This is a genomic window from Faecalimonas nexilis, from assembly GCF_059731825.1.
On the sequence record NZ_AP029189.1, the window covers coordinates 1,441,929 to 1,461,666 of the forward strand.

Below are 19,738 nucleotides of genomic sequence, written 5' to 3' on the forward strand. Positions count from 1 at the left end.
ATGGCAACAGAAAGGGATGGAATAATGGAACAATTAAAGAAAAGACCGCTTTTTAATCCGAACGGAGATATACAGGTTCAGAAGCGGAAAATGATTGGTGGAAACACAACAAATCTCAATGATTTTAACAATATGAAATACACATGGGTGAGCGGCTGGTATCGCCAGGCGATGAATAATTTCTGGATTCCGGAGGAAATTAATCTGGGAGTGGATATTAAAGATTATCGAAATCTTCCGAAAGCAGAAAAACGGGCATACGATAAAATTCTGTCATTTCTCATTTTTCTTGATAGTATCCAGACGGCAAATCTTCCGGGGATCAGCGAGTATATCACGGCAAATGAGGTCAATCTATGTCTGTCTATTCAGGCATTTCAGGAGGCGGTGCACAGCCAAAGTTACAGCTACATGCTGGATACCATCTGCGAGCCGCAGGAGCGAAACGAGGTTTTGTATCAGTGGAAGGAAGATGAACATTTGCTTGCGAGAAATGAATTTATCGGAAATCTTTATAATGCATTTCAGACAGAAAAGAGCATGGAAATGCTGGTGAAGACGATTGTGGCAAACTATATTTTAGAAGGGATCTATTTTTACAGCGGATTTATGTTCTTCTATAATCTTGGGAGAAACCAGCTTATGCCGGGTTCGGTACAGGAGATTCGCTATATCAATCGGGATGAAAACACTCATTTGTGGTTGTTTCGCAATATTTTAATTGAACTGAAGAAAGAACAACCGGATCTATTTACCGAGCAATATATAGACGAATACCGCAGTATGATCAAAGAGGGCTGCGAGCAGGAAATCAAGTGGGGACATTACGTAATCGGAGATGATGTGCAAGGACTGAATAGGGAAATGATCACGGATTACGTGCAGTATCTTGGAAATTTGCGATGCACAAACCTCGGGTTTGCACCAATTTATGAAGGGCATGAGACAGAGCCGGAGAGTATGCGTTGGGTGAGCCAGTATTCAAATGCAAATGCAATTAAGACAGATTTCTTTGAGGCGAGAAGTACCGCGTATGCAAAAAGCAGTGCGTTGGTGGATGATTTATAGTAACAGTTCACAAATTGGTATATTTTCAATTTTCAGAAAAACATGGTTCAATTCTTGACAAAATATTTTAGTATGGTACAATACAAGAGATTAAATTCAATCAATTAAATAATATCAAAAAACATAGATGAGGAGTATTAAGAGCCTATCGTTTTCAGAGAGCTGTCGGATGGTGCAAGACAGCAGCGTAATCTCCCAACTCGCCTCGGAGTTCTTTTGCTGAAATGACTGATGAAAAAAATTTCGTCAAGTAACAGAAATAGAAACAACTACATCGCTAGGTTCGAAAGAACCTCACCAAGCCGATGAGTTGTACCTTGTTACTAGACTCGAAAAGACCTCGTCAAGTAACATAGGCAGAAGCGGGACTTCCCGTTACAGAAGCAATGAGTGCATTTCGCAGGATGCGGAATGAATGAGAGTGGTACCACGGAAATTCAAGCCTTTTCGTCTCTTTTGAGATGAGAAGGCTTTGTTTAATTCTAGGTTCGAAAGAACCTCACCAAGAATTATAAGCAGAAAGGGGAAAAATAATGGCAACACCTTATAACCACAAAGCCATTGAGAAAAAATGGCGTGAGAACTGGGAAAAGAACCCGGTAAATGTTAAATCAGATGAAAATGGGAAAAGAGAGAAGTATTATTGTCTGGATATGTTTCCATATCCGTCAGGAAATGGTCTTCACGTAGGACACTGGAGAGGTTATGTAATCTCTGATGTGTGGAGCCGTTACAAATTATTGCAGAAATACTATATCGTACATCCGATGGGATGGGATGCATTCGGACTTCCGGCAGAGAACTATGCAATTAAGATGGGTGTTCACCCGGCAGTTTCTACAGCGGAAAACGTAAAGAACATCAAACGTCAGATCAACGAAATCGCAGCACTTTACGATTGGGATATGGAAGTAAATACAACAGATCCTGAGTTCTACAAATGGACACAGTGGATTTTTGTAAAAATGTTCAAAGAAGGATTAGCTTACGAAAAAGAGTTCCCGATCAACTGGTGTCCTTCATGTAAGACAGGACTTGCAAATGAAGAGGTAGTGAACGGAAAATGTGAGCGCTGCGGAACAGAAGTGACAAAGAAAAACTTACGTCAGTGGATGCTCCGTATCACAAAATATGCGGAACGTCTTTTAGCGGACCTTGATAAATTAGACTGGCCGGAAAAAGTTAAGAAAATGCAGGCAGAATGGATTGGAAAATCATTCGGTGCAGAAGTTGATTTTCAGGTAGAAGGAAAAGACGAAAAAATTACAGTTTACACAACAAGACCGGATACACTGCACGGAGCAACATTTATGGTACTTGCACCGGAACACGCTTTGGCAGCAAGCCTTGCAACAGATGAGACAAGAGAAGCCGTAGAAAAATATATTTATGAAGCTTCTATGAAATCAAATGTAGATCGTCTTCAGGATAAAGAAAAAACAGGTGTATTCACAGGTTCTTATGCAATCAACCCAATTAGTGGAGCAAAGACACCAATTTGGTTATCCGATTATGTATTGGCTGATTACGGTACAGGCGCTATTATGTGTGTACCGGCTCACGATGATCGTGATTTCGAATTTGCAACAAAATTCAATATTCCAATTATTCAGGTAATTGCAAAAGACGGAAAAGAAATCGAAAATATGACAGAAGCTTACACAGAGGCTTCCGGAACAATGATTAATTCCGGAGAATGGAACGGAATGGAATCTGCAGTTCTGAAAAAAGAAGCTCCACATATCATTGAAGAGCGTGGAATCGGTAAAGCGACAGTGAATTACAAATTACGTGACTGGGTATTCTCGCGCCAGCGTTACTGGGGAGAGCCAATCCCGATTGTACATTGTCCGGATTGTGGAGCAGTTCCGGTACCGGAAGATCAGCTTCCATTGACGTTGCCGGAAGTAGATTCTTATGAACCGACAGGAACAGGAGAATCTCCACTTGCGGGAATCGAAAGCTGGGTAAATACAACTTGTCCGGTTTGTGGAAAGCCGGCAAAACGTGAGACGAACACAATGCCTCAGTGGGCAGGGTCTTCATGGTATTTCTTGCGCTATGTAGATAACCATAACTCAGAAGCATTGGTTTCCAAAGAAAAAGCAGATGAGATGCTTCCGGTAGACATGTACATCGGTGGTGTGGAGCATGCTGTTCTTCACCTGTTGTACTCTCGTTTCTATACAAAATTCTTATACGACATCGGAGCAGTCGATTTTGACGAGCCATTTAAGAAATTATTTAACCAAGGTATGATTACTGGTAAAAATGGTATCAAGATGAGTAAATCAAAAGGAAATGTAGTATCACCGGATGATTTGGTAAGAGATTACGGATGTGATTCACTTAGAATGTACGAATTATTTGTAGGTCCACCGGAATTAGATGCAGAATGGGATGACCGCGGAATCGACGGTGTATACCGTTTCTTGAACCGTGTATGGAATCTTGTTATGGACAGCAAAGATGCAGATGTAAAAGCGACAAAAGAGATGATCAAGATTCGTAACAAAATGGTATACGATATCACAACGCGTCTTGAAAGTTTCAGCTTAAATACGGTTATTTCCGGTTTCATGGAATACAACAATAAATTAATCGATATCGCGAAAAAAGAAGGCGGAATCGATAAAGAAACATTGAGCACATTTGCTGTATTGTTGGCACCATTTGCACCACATATGGCAGAAGAATTATGGCAGCAGTTAGGTCACGAAGGAACTGTATTCAATGCAGGATGGCCGACATACGATGAAGATGCAATGAAAGATGATGAAATCGAAGTTGCTGTTCAGATTAACGGAAAAACAAGAGCAGTTGTGACAGTTCCGGCAGACGTATCAAAAGAAGATGCGATTAAAGCTGGTAAAGAAGCAGTTGCAGATAAACTGACAGGAACAATCGTAAAAGAAATTTACGTTCCGGGAAGAATCATAAATATTGTGCAGAAATAATTTGAGAGAAAATCTCACAACAGAATAAAGTGCTTGGGAATATTGAAAAGTTCGCTTAAAATCAAGGCTTGCAGACATTTTTCTTCAAGGGAAAGGTATCATAGAATACCGTAAAATATCGTAACAGATTTTTAAAATGGAGTAAAATTGGAGTAAAGATTGAAAGAAAATGGAGTAAATATTTCAAGAAGACATTAGAGGAATGACGCAGATAGTAGAGATATTATTTGCGTTATTTTTAGGAAAAGGATTGAGAAGATACATTATGATACAAAGTAAAAGAATTGCAGAGTTAATGGACATTTATAAACAGGCAGAGAAATGCTATAAATATAATCAGAGTAGTTCGTTTTATAGATGTTTGGAACATAAACTTGTTTTAGCAACAAGGAAATATAATAATGAAAAAGAGATTTTGGAAGAGTATAAAATAGCATGTCAATCTTATTTAGATAGTAATTTGTTGGATTTTAACATTGGCATGGTAGCATTAATGATTTCGATAGTGGCATTACTAGATATAGAAGTGACAGGAGTAACAGGGGGATTGATTTTTATTCTTGTTCTAGTTATTGGTGGTGTTGGAATATATAAACATATTAAAAGAAGAAAATTATTAGAAATATCACATGTGCTTGAAAGGATATAGTTTTTAGAAAATATTAGAAGTAGATAAGATGTTGTTTAACATGATAGAAAACATGGCACAATAAGGAGAATATGGAAATGAGTAAATGGAAAGTAATATTATTTAATCAAGAAACTTATGAAATTTCTGATAATGCTTTTCCATAAATTGATGTAACTTCTCAAACCCTTGTATTTACTGGTGTTCTGCAAGATTAAAAAAAACGGTAAAGTGGTGTATTGTATCATAAAATGGTGTAGTTTGATATGAAAATGGTGTACTAAATGGTGTAGTAAATCGGAAAGAATTATTAAATTTCATTACAAAAAATATGGGGAATGATTATACTGGCTGTAATATTTTCCTCGTTTTATTTTAATAAACAAGAGAGTCTGTCACGCTAGCGATAGTCTCTCTTGTTGAAAATCAGTAATAAATAATTAGCATTTCTATATTTTCTTGTATAGATTATTTTTTTAACGATATGAGATATCTACCCCAAACCAAGACTTTAGATAATACCATAAAACTTCTGCGATACCTATTGTGATTGCCCATAGCACTAATCCGCCAATGGTTGCGATCAATATTAGTTTCCAATTTTTTGCTAGGATAGAAAAGATAATACTCAGTACATATATTCCCAAAATAATCTCGAATTTTATAATAGATATATTTAATGACTCTAAAATTAAACCTGTAAATGGTATCATAATAAATAATAAACAGACTGACAAATATGAACATTTACTAAATAAATTCAAGTTTTTCCATTTTTTAATAAATTTTTCCATTGAAATCTCCTATTAGATATTTTAAGGTAAAAAAGGTCTTAGAATAGGATATTTTGCCTTTAAAGCAGATGTACCACCGACCTTACCTGCAAATAATAACATTGCCGCAACTGCATAAGTTCGTGCACGCCAACCAATTTTATTGATTGCCCCAAAATTTCTAGCTATATTATATACAAATTGCACATCACATTTGCTATGCCACATTCCATTTGCTGAGTAACAATTATCATGTTTCTTACACTGAGCGTCTAATATGTCTATAGGTTTTTTTCCGTTATTTCCTTTTCCGCACCAATTTCCGTAGTGAGAAAGTCCGTTGATGACAGCTCTTTTGTGTCTGTTAACTTTATCGTAGTTACCTTGTTGTTCTGCACTTAACATTTCATTGTATGCTAATCCGATATCAATAATTTCTTGACTTTCATTATTTTCTCTAGCAAGTTCTTCATCAAATAATTTGCTTCCGTCCAATCCTATATAACTATCGACTTTATTGAAGAGATTTTTTAATTGTTCAATATCGGCATCGGTGGTCTCCACATCGGTTTCATATATGAGTTCGGTAGAGTCATATTCAGCGGCATAGACACTATTTACTCCATAAGTCAACGGGGATACGGTTAGTAATAAGGCTAATAGACAACTAATGACTGGTTTCTGAAGTTTCTTTATTTTTATACCTCTCTTTCTTTGTAAATATGTTTATAATTATGCAAATTATACTATTATAGAATCATATTGTCAACTATTATTTTTCGGTATAATGATTTTAGTAACAATTAAATAAATCAATACATCTTTATTGTTATATTGTGAAAAAATAGTGAGGTCAAGGATCAAGGCGAAGCCGATACGCCGTAGGGCAGTCCTTGACGGAACGGACATAGACAACAGAACCATGATACAGCAGAGGACTTGAAAGGTCAGAAGCCTTGCAAGTCCTCTTGTCTGTTATTGGGCGTTGTGTTTTAAGTAAAGTGCTTCTTTTACCACTTCTTTTTCAAATGCTTTTATGTGACAATCATGTACTTCATTGTCGATATAGAAGCAATCGTCAGTCTGTGAGTAGGAAAGTTTGGTAACTTTCGGTTCATAGGTTTTTGTATCAATTCCATAATAGTAAATTGTGGCTGTTGTTAATACCATGTGAATGCTTTCAAAATCTCTTGTAAAAATAGTATGCCTGTCGGAATAGAAGAAATCAGACGGACATTCATAGAACTCGGAACTATCCTCTTTCAAAAATAATGGCAGTATGTGCATTGCATTTCCAGCACGATTGACAAGAACATAAAAGCGTGGAATGAGGGCGGCGTACTGGGTCATCATGGCAATATAGATATCGTCTAAATTATCAAGAAGATATTCGGAACAGGAGTTGTTGTAAAAGACATATTGCAGAGTATTGTCACTTTGGCTTGTGTGTTCCATAGGCACATTTTGTCCGTAAAGCCACCGCAAGTCTACATCTAAAGAGTCTGCAATCAATTCCATTTTATCGGCTTTTGGGTTGTACTGTCCCGAAAGATAGGAACTGAACGCTCCTTTGCTGATACCGGTATCTTTGACGATATCCACCTGTTTCTTGTTTTTTGCTTTCATGGCAAATTTAATCCGTTCTGCGATTGTATTCATCTGAAAAACCCTCTCTTTCCATATCTCGTTATAACTTCTCATATCTTATCAGCTAAGGACACTATACCACAAGTTCAGAAAAATGAAAACAAAAAGTTTATAAAAAACTAAACTTTCTATTGCAAAACGAATATGACTGTGCTAATATACGATTAAGTTCAGAAATAACTGAACAAAAACGACGTCGTAATAGGAAAATGAAAATATGAGAAACTGACCTATCGGTTCAACGGGGAGAAAGGAACGTGTATGCAGATAACATTGACAAAAGAACAGGTAAAAGAAGCCTTTGGAGAACTTCGTTTTATGGGTGCGGATAACTGTTACCGCTATGATAAAGACAGTAAGAAGAAAACAGAGGAAGTGGAAGCCTTAAAACTTCATCTTGGAAGTATGAAGCTTGGGAACAGCGTGGATATTCGCTTGGAAGCAACGGAACTTCCGAAGATTGAGCCTTATGCTGTGGTGGAACTGGGAGAACCAGTTTATGCCCCTTATGTGCAGAGAGGAAACTTTCCTGTATTAGTGGAGAAGATTACCTGTAAGGGTATCCGCCCTGTTCCAAATAAAAATATGTAGGCGGTCAAAGTTCCTGTCCTCGTTCTGACGTACCAAACGGCAGGTTGAGGGCAGGGCAATGGCAACGCCATTGCAGATAAGGAGGTTTGATAAATTTGGAAGAAAGAAGCGGAAGTTTTCTTCCAGAACTCCCCTACACTAACAGGGGAGTAATACGGCAGAAAGAAGAATTAAGTGCCTTGATAGATTGGTGTCAGATAACCATTAAGGAAGTTCCGTTAGAAGCAGTCATAGAAGATGTGTTGAGAATACCTTTGGAACTTATGACGGTAACAGGCTATGAAAAAGGGATTGCAGGACATGAGGTTGTGGCAATCTTCGATAATATCAAGGTGCTAAAGCCGACAGGAAATGCACAGTATCAAGGCTTTCAGATCTTAATGAGTGGGAAAGGCTGTCGTAACTATGAGAATTTTTTACAACTCAATGAGGAAACATGGTTTGATTTCTTAAACAGAGTTTGTCAGTATCACATCAATTTTCCTCGGATTGATTTAGCGATAGATGATAGAAAACCGTATTTGAGTATTCCCGATTTGATTATACGGACAAAAGAGGGATTGCTTTCCACAAAACTAAGGGATATAGATTTTCACGATTCGGGAGAACTGAAAGAGGAAGTGTTTCAGAGTAAAGGTGGCAGTCTTTATCTCGGCAGTTCAGCCAGTAATTTGAGATTGGTATTTTATGAAAAGGGATATGAACAGAATAAAAAGTATGGAACAGAATTAGATGAAAATTGGAACAGATATGAATTGAGATTTCGGCAGGAAATGGCAGTAAGTGTAGTAAAGGAATTATTGAGATATAGAGATGTGGCAGGACTGGCAATGGAAGTGTTGAACAGCAAAATACGATTTTTAGAAAAGCCGACAGACAGCACGACAACACGAAAAAGGCTTTACCCAACTTATCAAGCATGGGCGGAACTGATGAAAGATATAGGCAAGGTCAAACTTACCATGCAACCACAGAAGAAGAGTTTACAAAAGGTGTGGGAGTGGTTAGAAAAGTATGTTGCTCCGTCTTTGAAGCTGTTTGCAGAGGTTGGGAAGATAGAGAAAAGAGATTATATCGGTAATCTTGTAAAAAATGGAGAAATGAATATCACACAGAAACAGTTGTATGATGATTACATAAAAGCAAGAAGATTAGGCGAAAGGGGGTAATCGTATCGAGAAAGCACTACTAAATATAAATGAATTTTGTGAGTATATGGGGATTGGAAAAACAAAGGCAAGAGAACTGTTGAATAATCCGAAAAATAGATTTACGGTACGCATTGGTAATCGGCTGTATGCAAATAAGAAATTACTTGATGAATGGCTGGAATATCAATGCAAAAGGGCTTGAAAAGAAAATGGGGTGTCGATATAATGAAAATTGAAATATTTACTTTACCATTTTTCTTTCAGTAGAAGAAAGGAAAGTTGGTATGGGTAAAGATTTAAAAGGCAAAGAACTCGGTAAGGGAATTTCACAGAGAGCAGACGGACGCTATATTGCAAGATTTACAAGCAAAACAGGGAAACGTAAAACGCTTTATGATTTTAAACTGAATGAATTAAAACGGAAGTTGCGAGAAGCGGTTTATGAAGATGAACACGGTTTGAATGGCAATGGCGAAAGTATCACTTTAAATGCGTGGTATGTAACGTGGACGGAGTTGTATAAGAAGAAAACAGTCAAAATGACTACGATATATAAAAACCACAGTTACTATAATTCAAGAGTGAAGAACTCTATCGGAAAGATGTATTTGCAGGACATTAAAACATATCATGTACAGAAATTTTTGAATGATTTGATAGACAGCGGTCTTGCACATGGAACGGTATCGAATATCAGATTTATGTTAAGTGATATGCTTGATAAGGCGGTATTGAGCGAATACATTAGAAAAAATCCCTGTATCGGTGTGGAAATGCCAAAAGAAGTGAAAAAAGAAAGACGTGTATTAACAAGAGAAGAACAGGAGAAATTTTTTACATTTGCTTCTTCTTATATACACATCAATGTTCTGAAATTTGCTGTGACAACAGGTTGTCGAATTGGAGAAGTGCTTGGTCTAAAATGGGAAGATTGTGATTTTGAAAAAAGAGAAATTATAATCAATAAGACAATCCATTATTCAAAGGCTTCTAGTCCTGTTGAGGGTTCAAAGTTTTTCTATACAACCGCAAAAACCATATCCAGTAATCGTGTAATTCCTATGACAGATGAAGTGTATGAGATTTTGCAAAATCAGAAGATGAAGCAGACAGAACAGAAGATGTGGAAACGCTCGATATGGAAACAGCACAAAGAATTTCAAAATTTGGTATTTACCTGTTCAGACGGTTCGCCAGTTTACTATTATAACGTCAATAGTGCAATCAAAGACTATGTGGAAAAAATCAATGTAATAGAGATTGAACTGGCAAAGGAAGAAAAGAGAGAGCCGAAGATATTTGAACTGTTTACCTGTCACACTCTGCGGCATACATACGCTACAAGGTGTTATGAAAATGGAGTAGACCAACAGGTAGTACAGAAACTCTTAGGTCATTCCACATTGGCAATGACAACCGATTTATACACGCACGTTTCAGAAGAAAAGAAAAAAGAAGAAGTAGCCGAACTGAAAATATTGGCTTAAATTTGGAGTAAAAATGGAGTAAATCAGAAGATAGATAGCGAAAAACAGCGTAAAATCAACATTTTCGAGTAGATATAAATATTGTAATGAAGTAAGCCGTGCGAATAGAAATAAGACAGGACTCCCTATGCTTGCATAAAGGGAGGACTGTCGTTTTCTATTCATAGGGCGACGCCCGTCAACCGACATGAAGCGAAGCGGAATGGAGGTTGAGCGCACGGCTTATGTAGAAGTGTTATATTTTATGGAAAAATGTTTGGAAATATTGAAAAGTTCGCTGAAAATCAAGGTTTACAGGCATTTTTCTTCAAAGAAAAGGTATCGCAGAATACCGCAAAATATCGTAACAGATATTAAAAACTGCTACTTTTTTGAGAGTTAGAGAAGAAGTAGAAACAAATTTCATTTAGCTAGAATCTGTTATTGTGAGCTTATTATATAATTTTTGATTGAAGTTCACATTACATTGTGTTAAGATCAATGTCACAAATCAAAACTTCTAAGAAGTTTCTATTATTTCTAATTTTGTGTGACAATCGTCACAAATAAAATCCAACCTGTAAGATACAAAAGAAAGCCGGTGATGCCTATGGGAGTATTTTCTCTTTTTGTTGATTGATTCGTAAAATGATGTTTGATACAATGAAGGAGGAACAAAGATTGTAAGCGCAAAATAATTCGACGGATTGTGTTGCCCTAAAAATCATTCCATAATAATCAATAGAAAATGCAAGCATTTCACTTCATCTTCTCTTGCTAGAAATGATAGATGCGAGCATTTTACTCTATCCGATTTATGGAGGTGTGCTCATGAGAAGCAAAAGAATACCTACCGAAGAACAATACCGTCTCATCATGGAATGCCGTCAAAGTGGGTTGACAGATCATCAATGGTGTGTGGAACATGACATTAAACCGGGAACTTTTTACAACTGGGTAAAAAGGCTGCGTCAGAAAGGTTGTGTGGATTTGCCAGCGTCAACCGGACGCAGCTATCGTGCACCGGAAAGCCAGGAAGTTGTCAGAGTGGATTTTCATGATACTGACCCGCTCCCATATGAACAGCCATTAAATGTGATTCCGGTAGCTACGGAAAAAAATAACCTTTCCGTAGCAGAGCCAATGAAGCTGTCTGTAGGAAGTTTGCATCTAACAATACCAAATGGAACAGATCCTCAGCTTCTGGCTCAAACGCTTCGCATTGTGAAGGAGTTGGAATGTTAGGGGATATCACAGCCGCCGATGAAATCTATATCGTAACAGGCAGAACGGATATGCGGAAATCCATTGACGGGCTGTGTGCTATTGTAGAGAATCAACTCCATATGGATCCAAGGCGAAGCGCCCTGTATCTTTTCTGTGGAAAACGTTGTGACAGGATCAAAGCTTTGCTTTGGGAATCTGACGGATTTGTGTTGTTATTAGAAGAGAATTATTATTCGAGATAATCTCTTGGAAAGTCCAGAAATTAAGACTTTCAGAGAAATCTTCTCGAATAATGATGTATCATTGGACTTACTAATATAAGACGGAGGTGTCCAATGAATAATACCCAAATACCTATTGATGAATTGTATGATCAACTAACTTTAATACTTCAAGAAGAAAAGTATGCAAAAAGCACGATACAACTGTATCAGGAACATGTAAAACGAATCAAAAAATTCATGTTAGCTAATAACATAACTGATTATTCTTCATCAGTTGCAGATCAATACTACAAAAAAGAAGTTGAATCAAGAGATTACAACTATACGACGAAACGTTTTTTCAGGACAGTCATTCGAAGATTAAATAATATCTGTTCTGGTACAGGTTTCGTATATTCCGTTCCACGAAAAGATTTGTCTGTTCCAGAGCAATATCACGCTATTAAGGCGGATTATCTTGAACATTGTCGCAAGATAGGAAATCGTCCAATTACTCTAAAGACTAAAGAACGCTTGTTATATTTATTCCTTACTTATCTGGATGAAAACAATTGTAAAAGTCTTGAATACATAAATAGTTCTGAAATCATTCAGTTTTCAGTGAATCTTAAGAATAAAGAATTCTATCCTGAACTAAGAGATTTTTTAAGATATCTTTTTGCACAAGGATACATTGAAAAAGATTTTTCAACATTAGTTCCTAAATTCAATCGTGGTATACGTATTCCTGAAACTTATGATATCTCTGAAATCATCGAGATCGAAAATGCTGTAGACCGAACTTCTTCTATCGGAAAACGAGATTATGCGATATTGCTTCTCGCTTCGCGATTAGGAATGCGTGCGGGAGATATTGCCTCGCTTAAATTAGATTCTCTTGATTTCAAAAATCAGCGTATCTGCTTTATCCAAAATAAAACGGGAAGTGTTTCAGAACTTTACATGGTGCCAGAAATCAAAACAGCACTGATGGATTATCTGTCAACAGATCGTCCTGCATCCACAAGCGACTATGTATTTTTAAAATCATGTGCCCCTTATTCAGAAATATCGTATTCTGTTGTCTCATTTGCTGTAAAAAAACATATGATTCGCTCTGGTATTAACATTGCAGGTAAAAAACATGGACCTCATAGTCTGAGAGCTTCTCTTGCGTCATCGATGGTAAACGATGGCATATCTTATGAAACCGTAAGAAAAGTACTGGGACATGATAGTCCCAATGCAATCAGGCACTATGCACGTCTTGATATTCAGATGCTTAGGAATTGTGCTCTTGCATGCCCGGCACCTTCAGGAACACTTCACCAATTCCTGAAAGGAGGTCGTATATGAGAACCGTGATTTTTAAAAGTTGTTTTAAAGACGACATGCAGTCATTCATGGAGTATCGTGTTGCGACTTTCGCATGGAATACCTATCGTTTGGATAATTATCGCCTGTCTTCTTTTGACAGATATCTTACAAAAATATCTTATAATGATGAAATTGTACCACAAACAATAATAAATCAGTGGCTTAATGATGTAGGTGTTCCAGAGGCATCTATTAATGGATACATAAAGACTATACGAAACTTTATGAAATATAGAGCCGATATGGGAAAAGTTGTTTATCTTCCGCCCTTCCAGAAAACGAAAGATTTGTATATTCCCTATATATTTAGTGATGAGGAATTGTCGAATATATTTGCTATTGCTGATGCATATCCAATGACAAACAAATTTAGCAGCATTCCGCATATACATATGGAAATGGCGGTTCTCATACGCCTTTTGTATTGTTGTGGACTCAGATTAGGCGAAGCTCTAAATTTGAAGATGGAGCATCTGGATCTAGAAAACGGAGTCATCCGTATTATACATTCAAAAAAAAGAAACAACGATTAGTTCCAATGCATGAAACATTAACAAACATGCTGAAGGATTATTGTAAGGTGATAAAAATCTATGGTATAGATAATCCATTTTTATTCCCAAGACAAAGCGAACATTTATCCCCAATAACTGCTGAACGCCAATTTAAAAAGATTCTTAGGAAAGCTGGTATTATCAAAGGGAATGAAGATCCTCATAAACGTGCTCCATGCCTGCACTGTTTAAGACATTGTTTTATGTTCCATGCTTTTAAACAGCTGGAAACTGCAGGATATCATATCGATATGGCTTCTCCATATTTTTCTGTATATTGTGGTCATGAATCCCTTGTGGAAAGTGAAAAATATATGAAATTCAGCAGTGAACTCTTCGAAGAAGATATGCTCTTGTTTGCTGATTTCACAGAATCTCTGTTTCCGGAGGTTGATTTATGAGAAAGCAGAAGACTCCTTCGATTTTTATGAAATATCTTGAATACTATGTAAATACATATATGCCGGAAGCACGTGGGTTAAGTAAGAACACAATCAACTCTTATAAAACAACATTTACACTTTTAATAAAATATATGTATTCAGTCAAAAACACGAAAGCAGATGAGATTACTTTTGACTGTTTAGATGTAAATACGCTTTCCGATTTTATGTCATGGCTTGAAAATGAACGTAAATGTTCAGTTACAACCAGAAATCAAAGACTTGCCGCACTGTATTCTTTTTCCGAGTATGCACAAAACTATGACTTTGATGCAGCATCAACTTTTAGAAGTGCTGTATTGAGGATTCCATCAAAAAAAGCACCTAAAAAGCGGCGTGTTGGTTTTACCACCGATGAAGTAAAGATCCTTCTGGCACTGCCTGACCAAAAAAGTGAGACTGGTTTAAGAGACATGGTTTTATTAAGCTTTATGTATGCAACAGGCACACGTGCACAGGAAGTGTGTGATCTTACTGTAAAATCTGTCAATTTCAGATCAACTGGTACTACTATTGATATAGTAGGAAAAGGTTCAAAAGCACGTCGCATACGTATTCCTGACCCTTGTGCATCTATGCTTAGAAAATATATTAGACATCGCAGAATAGAAACAGAACCTGACAGACATATATTTTCGAGTCAGACGCATGAGCATATGACAATATCATGCGTGGAAGAAATATACAAAAAATATATAAAACTCGCTAAAGAAAAAACGCCCAATCTTTTCAAAGAAGAACACTATTCACCTCATAGTATGAGACACACGACCGGACAACATATGTTAGAAGCGGGAGTTCCGATTATGGTAATAAAAGCTTTCCTTGGACATGCATCAGTTCAAACGACACAGATTTATACAGAAAGTCCACAGGCAACAGTTGATAAACATATCCGTGAATGGAACGAAATGAATTTTCCGCGTTCGATTTATATTGATGAAGAAGACTTGGAAGAAAGAAATGTTCCTGATTTTTTGAAGAGTCACTAATAGGATATCATTATTCGAGAAGATTTCTTAGAAAGTCTTAATTTCTGGGCTTTCCAAGAGATTATCTCGAATAATAATTCTATTCTAATAACAACACTTATTCGAGTTCTTAGATAAGTGCTGCTGTATAAACGTATGGAAGTCCAGGGCAGATTCCGCTGGCCCAGAAATCAGTTGGAAGTAAAGCAACTGACCTGGCAGCAATTCGACTGGCTCATGTCCGGTCTTGAAATCGAACAACCAAAAGCATTCAAACCTACGGAATGATTGTGTAAAACCTCTATGCCAGCCAACAAAAATGGAGAGCTTTCCACACCCTGTATCATGTCTGCAATCCCTTGTAAATACTGGGTTTTCTGCTTCCTTTTCATTGCTTTTTATGGTATAATAAGAGCAGTAAAAAAGGAGCAGAAGACATATGGCTGGTAATTCAAAAGATTCAAAAATCCTTGCGTACAAGGACATGATCAACCAACTGAATAAAACGATTTCCGCACAGACAGAACTGATCCAGTCTTTACAAAAAACATTGGAAGCAGACCGTCTGGAAAAAGAAAATCTTCGTCAGCAGATTGAATATCTCACGAAGAAGCTCTTTGGTACTTCCAGTGAAAAACGGAAAGATATCGATGGTCAGCTGAATCTTTTTGATGAAGCCGAGCAGGAAGCAGATCCGACATGGAAACAGGAACTTCCTGATGACATCACTGTTCCGGAACATAAGCGAAAAGCACGACGGACACATGCGGATCTCTTTAAAAATGTTCCTTCCTGCGACGAGATCATTTCTCTTCCGGAGGAGGAGCGGAACTGTCCAACCTGCGGAACGCAGATGGAATGTATTGGGAAAGAATTCGTCCGCCATGAATTCCGGTTTACCCCTGCCAAAGGGAAAGTAGTAAATATCTATCGTGAAACCTATAAATGCCCGGAGTGTGCCATATCAGAGGAACACCCGGATGATCAGACATTTGTCAAAGCGCCTGTTCAGGAACCATTGATCCCGGAAAGTTATGCATCGGAATCCGTTGTAGGATGGGCAATGCACCAGAAGTACCAGAATGGTCTGCCATTAAACCGGCAGGAATCGGAATGGAAGCAGCTGGGTGTCCCATTGAGCCGGGCTACGCTTGCTAACTGGATCATTTACTGTACCGAGAATTACCTCTGCCATGTTTATGATTATTTTCACCGTCAGTTACGGATGCGTAAATATCTGATGGCAGATGAAACTCGGGTTCAGGTACTGAATGAGCCGGAGCGCAATCCTGAAACAGATTCCTGGATGTGGCTCTTCCGCAGTGGAGAAGATGGGCTTCCGCCGATCCTGCTCTATCATTACACAGAGACAAGGGCAAAGTTCCATGCAGCATCTTTCCTGCAGGGGTTCCGTGGATATCTGGAGACCGACGGATACCAGGGTTATAACAATCTGCCGGATATCAAACGCTGCTCTTGCTGGGCACATGTGAGACGTTATTTCACAGATGCCATACCGAAAGGGAAAGAGTATGATTACAGCCTTCCGGCGGTGCAGGGAGTACAATTTTGCTCCAAGCTGTTTGATTGTGAGCGGTACTCAAAAGCAAAAAATCATACTGCGGAGCAGAGAAAACAGTTCCGTCTTGAAAAGGAGAAGCCGATACTGGAGGCATTCTGGATTTGGCTGGATCAACAGCGTCCAAACAAGGGAACCCGTTTGGCGAAAGCGGTGAACTATGCCCAAAATCGGAAAGACACCCTGATGACCTATCTGGAAGATGGTCATTGCAGTTTATCCAACAATCTTAGCGAGAATGCAATCAGACCATTCACTGTTGGTCGGAGGAACTGGCTGTTCAGTGCCAGTCCGAAGGGAGCGGCCTCTAGTGCTATTGTGTATACAATGGTTGAGATGGCAAAAGCGAATGACCTGAATACCTACAAATATCTGACATACCTCTTATCACAGCGGCCAGACGATAAAATGTCAGATGAACAGCTGGAACAGCTTGCCCCATGGAGCGAGACTGCGAAAGCAAACTGTCAAAACTAAACATAGAGCAAAACGCTTGCATCTATCATTTTGGTGCAAGCGTGATTCATGGGCAGCGTAGCAATATTTTGCGCTTACCAAAGATTGACATTACATAAAATAAATAAGAAGTATAAAGACAGACTATTTCGCCTTATTTTTCAGGACAAGAAAGATTTGCTGGAGCTTTACAATGCGATAAATAACAGTGATTATACCAATCCGGAAGATTTGACAATTACAACGATTGAAGATGTTGTATATATGGGGATGAAGAATGATTTGTCATTTCTGATTGATGATGTGCTGAATCTTTATGAACATCAAAGCTCGTATAGCCCAAATCTGCCATTACGCGGGCTGTTTTATTTTTCATCTCTGTATCGGGAGCAGATTGAGTCGGTAAAACAGCGGTTGTATACGAATTCACCACTTTATATTCCGTTTCCACAGTATCTTGTTTTTTACAATGGGACGAAAGAAGAACCGGAACGGCAGGAGCTGAAGCTGAGTGATTTGTTTATCACAAATGGAAAGGTAGTAACACCAGCATTAGAATGTACTACGTTAGTTCTTAATATTAATCTTGGGCATAACCGAAGGTTGATGGAAAAGTGCAAAGCATTGAAGGAATATGCTCAATTTATTGCGATTATTCGTGAAAATATAGCGGTGGGAATGATATTTGAAGATGCTGTAGAAAATGCTGTGGATGTCTGTATTAAGAAGGGAATACTGTCTGAGATACTTCGAAAAAACCGAGCGGAGGTTATTGAAATGATTTTGACAGAGTATGATGAGAATGAATTTCGAGATTTTTTGAAAGAAGAGGCATGGAATGAAGGTCATAAGGCTGGAATGGAAGACGGAATAGAGCGTGGAATGCGAACTGGATTGATTGAGGGGACGATTAAGACCTGCATAGATTTTCAGATATCCAAAGAACAGACAATGGAGAAACTTAAACAAGATTTTTCAATGTCGGAGGAAGAAGCAGAGCAGTCTGTAGAAAAGTATTGGAAATAAAAATGTAGGCGAAGGAATACTGTCTGAGGTACTTTGGAAAAACCGAGCGGAGGTTATTGAAATGATTTTGACAGAATGTGATGAGAATGAATTTCGAGATTTTTTGAAAGAAGAAGCATGGAATGAGGGGCACAAGGCTGGAATAGAGCGTGGAATGCGAACAGGACTGATTGAGGGAACGATTAAGACCTGCATGGATTTTCAGGTATCCAAAGAACAGATAATAGAGAAGCTTCGAAAAGATTTTTCGATATCGGAGGAAGAAGCAGGGAAGTTTGTAGAAAAGTGTTGGAAATAAAATTGAAGAGAGGTGAGAATTGTTTGGTAGAATTAGAGGGCAGTTCTCTACCTTCAAAATTTTAACATCTAAGAAGTTTTTAACATTTCTAAAATTCTGTGGCGGTCGTCACAAATAAAATCCAACTTGTAAGATACAAAAGAAAGTCGGTGATGCCTATGGGAGTATTTTCTCTTTTTGTTGATTGATTCATAAAATGATGTTTGATACAATGAAGGAGGAACAAAGATTGACATTACATAAAATAAATAAGAAGTATAAAGACAGATTATTTCGCCTTATTTTTCAGGACAAGAAAGATTTGCTGGAGCTTTACAATGCGATAAATAACAGTGATTATACCAATCCGGAAGATTTGACAATTACAACGATTGAAGATGTTGTATATATGGGGATGAAGAATGATTTGTCATTTCTGATTGATGATGTGCTGAATCTTTATGAACATCAAAGCTCGTATAGCCCAAATCTGCCATTACGCGGGCTGTTTTATTTTTCATCTCTGTATCGGGAGCAGATTGAGTCGGTAAAACAGCGGTTGTATACGAATTCACCACTTTATATTCCGTTTCCACAGTATCTTGTTTTTTACAATGGGACGAAAGAAGAACCGGAACGGCAGGAGCTGAAGCTGAGCGATTTGTTTATCACAAATGGGAAGGGAGCAACACCAGCATTAGAATGTACTGCGTTAGTTCTTAATATTAATCTTGGGCATAACCGAAGGTTGATGGAAAAGTGCAAAGCATTGAAGGAATATGCTCAATTTATTGCGATTATTCGTGAAAATATAGCGGTGGGAATGATATTTGAAGATGCTGTAGAAAATGCTGTGGATGTCTGTATTAAGAAGGGAATACTGTCTGAGATACTTCGGAAAAACCGAGCGGAGGTTATTGAAATGATTTTGACAGAGTATGATGAGAATGAATTTCGAGACTTTTTGAAAGAAGAGGCATGGAATGAAGGACATAAGGCTGGTCGAGAAACTGGATTGCTTGAGGGGATGATTAAGACCTGCATGGATTTTCAGATATCCAAAGAACAGACAATAGCGAAACTTAGAAAAGATTTTTCAATGTCAGAGGAAGAAGCAAAGCAGTCTGTAGAAAAGTATTGGAAATAAAAGTAGCGAAATTATGTTGATCGGAGCAGCACTGTCATGCTTTGTGGTATCATATATGGCAATTTTACATGAAGGAATTTACATGAATTTTCAAAATTGTCTTGACACAAAAAAAATCATGTGCTATTGTAATAAAAAATTTAATACGTCAAACCGTTGAAGCGGAGATAACGGCAATGATGCCTTTACAGAGAGTT

Annotated in this window: 18 protein-coding genes, 1 pseudogene and 1 other annotated feature; of the genes and pseudogenes, 16 read left to right on the forward strand and 3 right to left on the reverse strand. The window is 37.8% G+C overall.

The features are described from left to right. Positions 1-24: 24 nt before the first annotated feature. The 3 genes from AC6I5B_RS07230 to AC6I5B_RS07240 all read left to right on the forward strand — a co-directional run bounded on the left by AC6I5B_RS07230 (position 25) and on the right by AC6I5B_RS07240 (position 4,674). Entirely contained in the window at positions 25-1,068 is a 1,044-nt protein-coding gene (locus AC6I5B_RS07230) for a ribonucleotide-diphosphate reductase subunit beta (RefSeq protein ID WP_022250867.1), read from the forward strand. 115 nt (positions 1,069-1,183) lie between these two features. Beyond that, positions 1,184-1,526: a binding site (T-box leader), on the forward strand. A 75-nt stretch (positions 1,527-1,601) separates the two neighbouring features. After that, on the forward strand, positions 1,602-4,025 hold the full coding sequence (gene leuS / locus AC6I5B_RS07235; RefSeq protein ID WP_004614008.1) for a leucine--tRNA ligase: 2,424 nt from the start codon (positions 1,602-1,604) through the stop codon (positions 4,023-4,025). A gap of 202 nt (positions 4,026-4,227) precedes the next feature. Beyond that, positions 4,228-4,674 (forward strand): hypothetical protein, encoded by a 447-nt coding sequence (locus AC6I5B_RS07240; protein WP_004614007.1) that lies wholly within the window; start codon positions 4,228-4,230, stop codon positions 4,672-4,674. A gap of 455 nt (positions 4,675-5,129) precedes the next feature. Here the strand turns inward: AC6I5B_RS07240 and AC6I5B_RS07245 are convergent, their stop codons facing one another. The 3 genes from AC6I5B_RS07245 to AC6I5B_RS07255 form a co-directional block, all read right to left on the reverse strand. After that, positions 5,130-5,447 carry a hypothetical protein gene (locus AC6I5B_RS07245; protein ID WP_044987761.1) on the reverse strand — a complete coding sequence of 106 codons (318 nt, stop codon included), beginning with the start codon at positions 5,445-5,447 and terminating at the stop codon, positions 5,130-5,132. Between the two features lie 21 nt (positions 5,448-5,468). Further along, positions 5,469-5,990 (reverse strand): phospholipase A2 family protein, encoded by a 522-nt coding sequence (locus AC6I5B_RS07250; protein ID WP_497773712.1) that lies wholly within the window; start codon positions 5,988-5,990, stop codon positions 5,469-5,471. A 411-nt stretch (positions 5,991-6,401) separates the two neighbouring features. Then, complete coding sequence (locus AC6I5B_RS07255; protein WP_044987759.1) at positions 6,402-7,085, reverse strand: helix-turn-helix domain-containing protein; 684 nt, start codon at positions 7,083-7,085, stop codon at positions 6,402-6,404. A 249-nt stretch (positions 7,086-7,334) separates the two neighbouring features. Between AC6I5B_RS07255 and AC6I5B_RS07260 the strand changes: the two genes are divergently transcribed. The 13 genes and pseudogenes from AC6I5B_RS07260 (at position 7,335) to AC6I5B_RS07320 (ending at position 19,541) form a co-directional block, all read left to right on the forward strand. Next, complete coding sequence (locus AC6I5B_RS07260) at positions 7,335-7,664, forward strand: hypothetical protein (RefSeq protein WP_004614003.1); 330 nt, start codon at positions 7,335-7,337, stop codon at positions 7,662-7,664. Positions 7,665-7,750: 86 nt separating this feature from the next. Beyond that, positions 7,751-8,833 (forward strand): replication initiation factor domain-containing protein, encoded by a 1,083-nt coding sequence (locus tag AC6I5B_RS07265; protein WP_004614002.1) that lies wholly within the window; start codon positions 7,751-7,753, stop codon positions 8,831-8,833. A 266-nt stretch (positions 8,834-9,099) separates the two neighbouring features. Then, positions 9,100-10,302, forward strand: coding sequence for a site-specific integrase (locus tag AC6I5B_RS07270; protein ID WP_004614000.1), 1,203 nt, complete (start codon positions 9,100-9,102; stop codon positions 10,300-10,302). Positions 10,303-11,112: 810 nt separating this feature from the next. Beyond that, positions 11,113-11,526: an IS66 family insertion sequence element accessory protein TnpA gene (gene tnpA, locus AC6I5B_RS07275; protein WP_172590409.1), complete on the forward strand. Its 414-nt coding sequence runs from the start codon at positions 11,113-11,115 to the stop codon at positions 11,524-11,526. After that, positions 11,520-11,750 carry an IS66 family insertion sequence element accessory protein TnpB gene (gene tnpB / locus AC6I5B_RS07280; RefSeq protein WP_497773470.1) on the forward strand — a complete coding sequence of 77 codons (231 nt, stop codon included), beginning with the start codon at positions 11,520-11,522 and terminating at the stop codon, positions 11,748-11,750. The genes tnpA and tnpB (AC6I5B_RS07280) overlap by 7 nt, the downstream gene beginning before the upstream one ends. Positions 11,751-11,843: 93 nt before the next feature. Next, positions 11,844-13,067, forward strand: coding sequence for a tyrosine-type recombinase/integrase (locus AC6I5B_RS07285; RefSeq protein ID WP_022250142.1), 1,224 nt, complete (start codon positions 11,844-11,846; stop codon positions 13,065-13,067). A gap of 419 nt (positions 13,068-13,486) precedes the next feature. Next, a pseudogene (locus AC6I5B_RS07290) lies at positions 13,487-14,043 on the forward strand (tyrosine-type recombinase/integrase). Then, positions 14,040-15,077 carry a tyrosine-type recombinase/integrase gene (locus AC6I5B_RS07295; protein ID WP_118262634.1) on the forward strand — a complete coding sequence of 346 codons (1,038 nt, stop codon included), beginning with the start codon at positions 14,040-14,042 and terminating at the stop codon, positions 15,075-15,077. Before AC6I5B_RS07290 ends, AC6I5B_RS07295 begins: the two are co-directional and overlap by 4 nt. Positions 15,078-15,194: 117 nt before the next feature. Continuing rightward, positions 15,195-15,344, forward strand: a complete 150-nt coding sequence (tnpB, locus tag AC6I5B_RS07300; protein WP_073962808.1) for an IS66 family insertion sequence element accessory protein TnpB — start codon at positions 15,195-15,197, stop codon at positions 15,342-15,344. A gap of 151 nt (positions 15,345-15,495) precedes the next feature. Continuing rightward, the gene (locus tag AC6I5B_RS07305) at positions 15,496-17,112 is read left to right on the forward strand and encodes an IS66-like element ISRgn2 family transposase (RefSeq protein WP_119636217.1); all 1,617 of its coding nucleotides are present in this window, start codon (positions 15,496-15,498) and stop codon (positions 17,110-17,112) included. Positions 17,113-17,160: 48 nt separating this feature from the next. Beyond that, positions 17,161-18,117: a nuclease/transposase family protein gene (locus tag AC6I5B_RS07310; protein ID WP_497773713.1), complete on the forward strand. Its 957-nt coding sequence runs from the start codon at positions 17,161-17,163 to the stop codon at positions 18,115-18,117. Positions 18,118-18,178: 61 nt separating this feature from the next. Beyond that, positions 18,179-18,415, forward strand: a complete 237-nt coding sequence (locus AC6I5B_RS07315; protein ID WP_004615568.1) for a hypothetical protein — start codon at positions 18,179-18,181, stop codon at positions 18,413-18,415. Positions 18,416-18,644: 229 nt separating this feature from the next. Next, positions 18,645-19,541 (forward strand): RpnC/YadD family protein, encoded by an 897-nt coding sequence (locus AC6I5B_RS07320; RefSeq protein WP_022250870.1) that lies wholly within the window; start codon positions 18,645-18,647, stop codon positions 19,539-19,541. Positions 19,542-19,738: the final 197 nt, after the last annotated feature.